This is a genomic window from Allobosea sp. TAB14, from assembly GCF_052113865.1.
Taxonomy (GTDB): Bacteria; Pseudomonadota; Alphaproteobacteria; order Rhizobiales; family Beijerinckiaceae; genus Allobosea; species Allobosea spartocytisi.
In genome coordinates this window covers 1-7687 of record NZ_JBFRDQ010000192.1, presented here as the reverse complement: position 1 = coordinate 7687, position 7687 = coordinate 1, and the positions used below count along the sequence as shown (strand labels likewise).

The window sequence follows — 7687 nt, the reverse complement described above, 5'->3', positions numbered from 1 at the left end:
GTCAGAACCTTGGCGCGGACATCCTCGACATAGTCGCGCAATTGCCGCTGGCTGAAGCCGTCTGCGGTGAAGGCATAGATGTTGCCGTAGACGTCGCCGAAATTGTCGTTGAAGCTCGGACCGACGACCCCATCGGGGAACTGGCTCTTGATGTCCCCGATCATGTTGCGGATCTTGACCCAGATCGCGGGGATGTCCTTGGCCTTGGTCGTGTCCTTGAGGTTGACGAAGATCGTCGTCTGCCCGGGCATGTTGAGGCTCTTGGCGTAGTCGAAGGAGTCGAGCTCCTCGAGCTTCTTCTCGATGCGGTCGGTGACCTGGCCGATCACGTCCTCCACGGTCGCGCCGGGCCAGCGCGCCTGGATGATCATCGTCTTGATGGTGAAATCGGGATCTTCCGCCCGGCCGAGGTTGAAATAGGAGAACAGCCCGGCGAGCGAGGCCACGATCATGAAATACCAGACGAGCGAGCGGTGCTGCAGCGCCCAATCGGAGAGGTTGAAGCGCTTCACCGGGCGGCTCCTTCATCGAACTTGACGCTCTGTCCTTCGGACAGGCTGTTGACGCCGGCGACGACGATGCGCACGCCAGCCGTCAACTGCCCGACGATCCGGGCCTTGCCGTTGATCCGTTCCGCCACCTCGACGGCGAAGGAGCGGACCGTTCCGGTACCCGGGTCGAGCAGCCAGACGAGCGTCTTGCCGTCCCGCTCGAGAAGCGCGGCGGCCGGGATGTCGAACACCGCCTGCGCCGCTGCGGGCATCGTCGGCAGCACGGTGACGGTGGCGCCCAGCCGGAAGGCATCGACGCTCTGGTCGAGCGTGATCTTGACCCGGCGCGTGCGCGTCGCGGCATCGGCCTGCGGGCCGATCTCGCGCAGCTTGCCGGTCGCGGTGACGGACGGATCCGCCTGCAGACGGATCGCGAAGGGCTCGCCCTGGCGCAGGGAGCGCGCCGTGGCATCGGGAATATCGACGACAGCCTCCCGAATGTCGGTACGCGCGATCGTCATGACCTTCTGGCCGGCGGTGACCATCTGGCCGACCTCGGCGTTGACGCTGGTGACCACGCCGGCCTCGTCCGCCGTCAGGGCCGCATAGCCGCGCTGCTCACGCGCCTTGTCGAGGCTGGCCTGAGCCTGCTTCACGCCGGCACTTGCAGCCTCCAGGGACTGTTTGGCCGTATCGAGATCGGCCTGGTTCGCGATCTGCTTGGCAAACAGGGTGCTGATCCTGGCCTCGGCGGCAGAGGCGTTCGCGAGCTGCGCCTGCGCCTTGGCGAGATCGGCCTCGCTGCCGCGCACGGTAAGATCCAGCAACTGGGGATCGATCTGCGCCAGCGCCTGCCCCGGGGCGACGACGTCGCCGATATCGACCTGACGCGAGATCAGGCGGCCGAGCACGCGAAAGCCGCGATCGGTCTGGAAGCGCGGCTGGATCGTGCCCGCAAAGCCGACATCCTGGTCTTCCTGCGGCTTGACCACGACGGAGAGGACCGGGCGCGGCACCGTCTTCGCCTTGGTGGCGTCGCCCTCGGCATTGCAGCCGGCCAGCGCGCAGACGACGGCCGCGGTGGAGAGGAGAACGAGCGCGCGCCTCATTTCTTGGTCTCCTCGCGGGGCTGCGCATCCGGCAGCAGCGGCTTCACGATCTGGCCCGGCCTGAGCAATTGCGTGCCGGSCGTCACGACAATGTCGCCGGCCTCCAGCCCATCGCGGACCAGCAGCTCGCCCGTCCGGTAGCTGTCGACCGTGATCGGCCTGATCGCGGCGGCATGGCTGCGCGGGTCGACCGTCCAGACGGCGGGCTTGCCGTTCTCGGTGAAGAAGGCGCCCGCCGGCAGCGCGAAGACATTGTCGGGCTTGAACCGGCCGATTCCGGTGACGGCCGCGCCCAGGGTCATGGCGGGAGGTGGCGCGTCGATCGAAATCTTGACGCGAACGGTTCCCGTCGCGGGATCGATGGCGGGGGCGACCTCACGGACCTTGCCGGTCGCGCGCACGGCCGGATTGGAGACGAGCGCGAGCTCGATGGTGTCGTCGGCCGGGCGCTGGGCCAGGAGCCCCTCATAGACATCGAAGACCGCGTCGCGCTCGCCGTCGCGGGCGATGGTGAAAACCGCCTGCGCCGCCTCGACCACCTGCCCGGCCTCGGCGTTGCGCGCGACCACGACGCCCGAGGCGTCCGCGGTCAAGGACGTATAGACGAGCTGCTCCCTGGCCGTTCCCAGATTGGAGCGGGCCGCGTCGAGCGTCGCGCGGGCGGCCTGCATCGCCTGCTGGGCATTGTCGAAATTGGTCTGCGTGGTGAAACCGTTGGCGAGCAGGGATTTCTGACGCTCGAAGGCGGCCGTCGTCTGGCGCAGGGTCGCCTCGGCCGACTGGACGCCGGCCGTCATGGAGGCGAGGTCAGCCGTCTGCTCCTGCGATTCCAGCCGCGCAAGAACCTGCCCCGCCTCGACATGATCGCCGATCTCGACGAAGCGTTCGGCGATGCGGCCGGTGAAGCGGAAGGCGAGATCGCTCTGGACGCGCGCCTTCACCTCGCCCGTCAGTGCGACCGACAGGGCGTGCTGCGATGCGGATACGCGCTCGGCCTTGACGGACATCGGCGCCCGCGCAGAGGGGTTTTTCTCCTCGCCGCAGGCAGCGAGGACCATGGCAAGACCAACCAGAAGGCCGGCGGTGGATCGTCCAGGGAAGCGAAGCGGCCATCGCATCGGCATCGGTCACCCATGTCAAAATTGAACTGAACCGTTCAGTTTTGACATTTGCTTGAGTGAGCGGCCTATGTCAATCATGAACTGAACGGTTCAGTTTAGAGAAAAATCAATGACCACACGCGCCCCGCCGCGAGGCGGTGGAACTCGAGATCCTCGGAGCGCCGGCCTCGCGCCGACCCAGCGCGATCGCAAGGTCGGCTCGATCCTGGCGGCCGCCCGCGCGCTCTTTCTCGACCACGGCTTTGACACGGTCAGCATGGACATGGTCGCTCGGCAGGCGCCGGTGTCGAAAGCGACACTCTATGCGCATTTCGCCAGCAAGGAAGAGCTGTTCACCGCCGTGGTCGTCGACGAGGCCGAGCGGATGACGGATGAGATCGGGCGGATCGTAACCGACAGAAGCGATATTGCCGCTGTGCTCAAGCGCGTCGCCGAGAAGTTCGTCGACATCTTCCTATCGGAGCAGGCCATGTTCCTGCAGCGTGCCGTCATCGGCGTGGTGCCGCGATTTCCGTCGATCGGCGCCGCCATCTTCGAGAGCGGCCCCAAAGCGCTGACGGAGCACCTGGCGGCCTTCCTCGGCGAGGCCCATCGGGCAAGCAAGCTGCATGTTCCGAACCCGACACTGGCGGCGAAGCAGTTCCTGAGCCTCGTCAGAGGCGATCTCGACATCACGCGCCTGCTGCTGCCTGCGGCGGTGCCGAGCCGGGCCGAGCTCGAGACGCAGATCGAGGCCGGGATCGACCTGTTCCTTCACTTTTACGCACCGTTCGAGACGTAGCGGCTGCCCGGCGCGCAGGCGCCTCAACCCGGAACGACGGCCGTCGGAGGAAGCGCTTCGCAGCGGCTTGAAAACAGGCGTTCTCCGATAAAATCGACGAAGACGCGGACCTTCGGCGAGAGATTGCGGCTGGAGGGCCAGATCAGGCTGAAATGGCCGGGAGCRTCGATSYGKTCRTCGAGCAGGGTGWGCAGCTCGCCCTTCGCCAGCGGATCACGCGCCAGGAAATCCGGTATGCAGCCGATACCGAGGCCAGCGATGGTTGAGCCGCGCAGCGCCTCCATGTTGTTGCAGGTCAAGACCGTGCGTGTGCGCAACTCCGGTTCTCCAGCCGGCAGTGTGAGTGGCCATGCTTGAATCTTGCCGCTGTTGGGAAAACGGAAGCGGACACCGAGATGCCCGTCGAGGTCGCGCGGGCACTCTGGCTTRCCGTGGCGCTCCAGATAGGATGGTGCGGCACAGAGCAGCAGCTGGAATGGGCGCAGCCGCCGCGCCATCAGGCGCGAATCCGGGAGATCTCCGCTGCGRATCGCGACATCGACGCCCTCGTCGATCAGATCGACGAGGCGGTCGTTGAAATCGAGATCGACCTCGATCTCGGGATAGCGCGCCATGAACTCCGGCAGAACCGGCAAGAGCAGATGATAGCTCACGATCGGCGTGCTGATCCGCAGGCGTCCACGCGGCACATCCATCGTGTGAGCGAGCATCGCGCGGGCATCGTCGAGATCGTCGAGAATGCGCCGGCAGCGCTCGTGAAAAGCGCGCCCCTCCTCGGTCAGGCGCAGGCTGCGCGTAGAACGCTGGAACAGGCGGATGCCGAGCTGCTGTTCGAGTTTGGTCACGGCCTTGCCGACCGCGGAGGCGGAAAGCCCGAGCACGCGCCCGGCCACGACAAAACTGCCGAAATCGGCGGTCCGGACGAAGGCCGTTAGGCCGGTCAGCGAATCCATCCTTACCCCCTCGATACGTGGTTATTCGAGCGAATTCTTCCGATATGATCGGAATACGAAGCCGCTTGGCTCCAATTAGATCGATAATATCCTGTTTCGACCGCAAGGCGAGCGCCAGCTGGGGTCGCTGCGCCGTTGTCGAACAAGGCATCCAATCCATGACGCAAACCATCACGCGGCCGAGCACGGCCAGACAGGCGCTCGTGCTCCTTTCCGTCTGCCTCGCCGCCGCCGCGATGCCACTCACCTTCACGGGGCCGGCTGTGGCGCTTCCTGCCATCGGCAAAACGCTGGGCGGCAGTCCGATCGCGCTCAACTGGGTCACCAACGCCTTCATGCTGACCTTCGGATCGAGCCTGATGGCGGCGGGCGGGCTCGCGGATGCCTATGGCCGCAAGCGCCTCTTCCTCATCGGCGTCGGCGCATTCGGGATGATCTCCGCGGCACTCGCCGTCGCACCCGACATCCTCTGGTTCGATCTGGGGCGGGCGGCCCAAGGCATCGCCGCGGCGGCCGCCTTTTCCGGCGGCATGGCGGCACTCGCGCAGGAATTCGAGGGGCGCGCACGCATCCGTGCCTTCAGCATCGTCGGCACGAGCTTTGGTGTCGGCCTTGCCTTCGGRCCGATCGCRTCGGGATTGATGATCGATGCCTTCGGCTGGCGCAGCATCTTTGGGCTCGTGGTCGTTTTGGCCGCGCTCGCCCTGGCGCTCGGGGCGCGCTTCCTGCGCGAAACGCGCGACCCGGACGCCACCGGACTCGACTGGCCGGGCGCCCTCTCCTTCACCCTGGCCCTGGCGCTCTTTACCTATGGCGTCCTGCTGGCGCCGGAGCGCGGCTGGGCCGAGCCGACCGTGATGACCCTGTTGGCGGGCTCCGCCGCGCTCTTCATCGCCTTCGGCGTGATCGAACGGCGCGTCGCTCGGCCGATGCTCGACCTCACCTTGTTCCGCTACCCCCGCTTCGTCGGGGTGCAGTTACTCGCGGCGGCGCCGGCCTATGCCTTCGTCGTGCTGCTGATCCTGCTGCCGGTGCGTTTCATCGGCATCGAGGGCCTGAGCGAGATCGCTGCCGGCCGGCTGATGATCGCACTCTCCGCACCTTTGCTGGCTCTCCCTTTCGCGGCTGGCCTGCTGACGCGCTGGTTCGCACCGGCGGCGATCTGCGGCGTCGGCTTGTTGATCTGCGCTGTCGGCTTGTTCTGGCTGAGCCGCATGCCGCTCGGAAGCGAGACAATGGGTGTCGCCATGCCAATGGCCCTGATCGGCATCGGCATCAGCCTCCCCTGGGGGCTGATGGACGGGCTTGCCGTCAGCGTCGTGCCCAAGGAGCGCGCCGGCATGGCAACCGGCATYTTCAGCRCCACSCGYGTGGCCGGCGAAGGYGTGGCGCTCGCCGTGGTCAGCGCCGTGTTRTCCGCCTTGACRGCGGGGCATCTGGCGGTTGGTGCGGCGGCGGCCCATGCCGGACCGGCGGCCCAGCTGCTCGTCACCGGCGATATCGTGGCCGCGGCCGCCCTGCCGCTGATGAGCCGCGCTGCGCTCATGCAGAGCTATGGCGACGCCTTCGCGACATTGCTCCTGATGCTCTGCGCCATCACCATCCTCACCGCGATCGTCGTCTTCGCTTTCCTCGGCCGGAGGGCGGAAACGGGAACCGAGCCAGTGGTGGAGAGGGAAGAGCGCCTCTGCACATCGCAAGCCTGACCCGGCTCGCCAGCCGCGGCACGCCCAGGACGACAAGGGCGCCGCAAGCCGCGAGTGGCTTGCGGCGCCCTGATCAGCAAGTTCTCGCTCTTGATTCAGCGGTCGCTAGAAATATTGAACAATCGTCGACCTCTCCATAGGTCGATATACTTATTTTGCTGAAGGTATTGATTGCCAGCCTGAATTGAACCCGAATGCTGGCCAGCACGATTGATCCGGCCGCCGGGGCTGAGGGCGACGCGGACCAGACCCATCTGCCCTTCGAAGATCGGGCGCGGTCGCACTGTTCCAGCCTGTCCTGAGAGCGCATCATGACATCGAGAAACGAGAATTTCGCGGCCCTGGTCGGCAATACGCCGCTCCTCGAACTGGGCCGCTTCGCAGAAGAGCTGAAGCTCGGCGCCCGTATCCTCGCGAAGATCGAGTATCTGAACCCCGCCGGCAGCATCAAGGACCGGACGGCCTGGGGCCTCATCCGCGAGGCCGAGGAGAGCGGCCGGTTGAAGCCCGGCCAGCAGATCGTCGACCTGACCAGCGGCAATACCGGGATCGGGCTCGCGGCGCTGGCCGCGGCACGCGGCTATCCTTCAAAATTCTACCTGCGCAACACGATCAGCGAGGACAAGCTCAAGCTGCTCGCTCATTACGGCGCCGAGATCGTCCTGATCGACAACAGCGTCTTCCTCGAACCCGGCGCCATCCACGCGATCATCGATCGGGTGCGCCGCGAGAATCCGGACGCCTATTACACCAATCAGCGCGCCAATCCGGCCAATCCGCGCGTCCATTTCGAGACGACGGGCCCCGAGATCTGGCGGGATACAGCCGGGGAAGTTGATATCTTCGTGGCGGCCGTCGGCACCGGCGGCACGATCTCCGGCACGGGGCGCTTCCTGAAGCGACAGAACCCGGAGGTGCAGATCGTCGTCGTCGAGCCCGGCCCTGCCTCGGTGCCCTCGCTGGACGCTCCCTATCCGGACAGCATCGAGGGCGTCCACAAGGTGACGGAGGTCGAGCCCGGCTACCTGCCGGAGAATTTCGACGCTTCCGTCGTCGACGAGGTGATCGTCACCGAGACGGCGCAGGCGCGGGACTTCGCGCGGATCCTGGCGCAGCGCGAAGGCATCCTGGCCGGGACGTCGTCGGGCGCGGTGCTGTTCGCCGCCACGGCGCTCGCAAGGCGGCCCGAAAATGCCGGCAAGACGATCGTCGCCATCGTCGCCGATAGCGGCGAGCGCTATCTCAGCCCGCCGAAGCTCGGGCCCGCCCTTTCGAGCGAGGTGGGGGCGCCCGCTCTGGAAGCCGCCACGGTCTGACATCCGCTCGATGCGGCGACGATGTCGATCGCCTCGCCGCTTCGCCGGATACAAAACAAATCATCGCTTCCTGTCACGCAAAACGCATATTCTGTTTCATTGCCAATAATAATAACCCGAGCAATAATCTTGAACGCGACGGCGCTTTCAGCGTCTTCGCCGCGGGATTTGCTGGAGCAGCTTGCGCCGCGTCAACAACGCTAAAAGCAC

General features: G+C 66.0%; 7 protein-coding genes. 3 read left to right on the top strand and 4 right to left on the bottom strand.

The genetic code is table 11. From position 1 onward, the window contains the following. From AB4Y99_RS22780 to AB4Y99_RS22770, 3 genes are all read right to left on the bottom strand, one after another. On the bottom strand, nt 1-512 hold a 512-nt coding region (locus AB4Y99_RS22780), incomplete at its 3' end, for an efflux RND transporter permease subunit (protein WP_441524937.1). Then, nucleotides 509-1600 (bottom strand): efflux RND transporter periplasmic adaptor subunit, encoded by a 1092-nt coding sequence (locus tag AB4Y99_RS22775; RefSeq protein ID WP_441524936.1) that lies wholly within the window; start codon nt 1598-1600, stop codon nt 509-511. The genes AB4Y99_RS22780 and AB4Y99_RS22775, both read right to left, overlap by 4 nt. Then, nucleotides 1597-2658 (bottom strand): efflux RND transporter periplasmic adaptor subunit, encoded by a 1062-nt coding sequence (locus AB4Y99_RS22770; protein WP_441524935.1) that lies wholly within the window; start codon nt 2656-2658, stop codon nt 1597-1599. The genes AB4Y99_RS22775 and AB4Y99_RS22770 overlap by 4 nt, the downstream gene beginning before the upstream one ends. A gap of 172 nt (nt 2659-2830) precedes the next feature. Here AB4Y99_RS22770 and AB4Y99_RS22765 point away from each other — a divergent pair, with 172 nt between their 5' ends. After that, the gene (locus AB4Y99_RS22765; RefSeq protein WP_441524934.1) at nt 2831-3502 is read left to right on the top strand and encodes a TetR/AcrR family transcriptional regulator; all 672 of its coding nucleotides are present in this window, start codon (nt 2831-2833) and stop codon (nt 3500-3502) included. 23 nt (nt 3503-3525) lie between these two features. Here the strand turns inward: AB4Y99_RS22765 and AB4Y99_RS22760 are convergent, their stop codons facing one another. Next, nucleotides 3526-4455 carry a LysR family transcriptional regulator gene (locus AB4Y99_RS22760; RefSeq protein ID WP_441524933.1) on the bottom strand — a complete coding sequence of 310 codons (930 nt, stop codon included), beginning with the start codon at nt 4453-4455 and terminating at the stop codon, nt 3526-3528. A 158-nt stretch (nt 4456-4613) separates the two neighbouring features. Here AB4Y99_RS22760 and AB4Y99_RS22755 point away from each other — a divergent pair, with 158 nt between their 5' ends. Both AB4Y99_RS22755 and AB4Y99_RS22750 read left to right on the top strand, forming a co-directional pair. Then, entirely contained in the window at nt 4614-6161 is a 1548-nt protein-coding gene (locus AB4Y99_RS22755; protein ID WP_441524932.1) for an MFS transporter, read from the top strand. Nucleotides 6162-6472: 311 nt separating this feature from the next. Next, the gene (locus tag AB4Y99_RS22750; protein ID WP_191122988.1) at nt 6473-7477 is read left to right on the top strand and encodes a PLP-dependent cysteine synthase family protein; all 1005 of its coding nucleotides are present in this window, start codon (nt 6473-6475) and stop codon (nt 7475-7477) included. Nucleotides 7478-7687 lie beyond the last annotated feature (210 nt).

Bases quoted from the DNA above. Each gene is read 5' to 3' on its own strand.
- AB4Y99_RS22750 (WP_191122988.1), top strand. From the start codon at position 6,473: ATGACATCGAGAAACGAGAATTTCGCGGCCCTGGTCGGCAATACGCCG.
- AB4Y99_RS22765 (WP_441524934.1), top strand. From the start codon at position 2,831: ATGACCACACGCGCCCCGCCGCGAGGCGGTGGAACTCGAGATCCTCGG.
- AB4Y99_RS22775 (WP_441524936.1), bottom strand. From the start codon at position 1,600: ATGAGGCGCGCGCTCGTTCTCCTCTCCACCGCGGCCGTCGTCTGCGCG.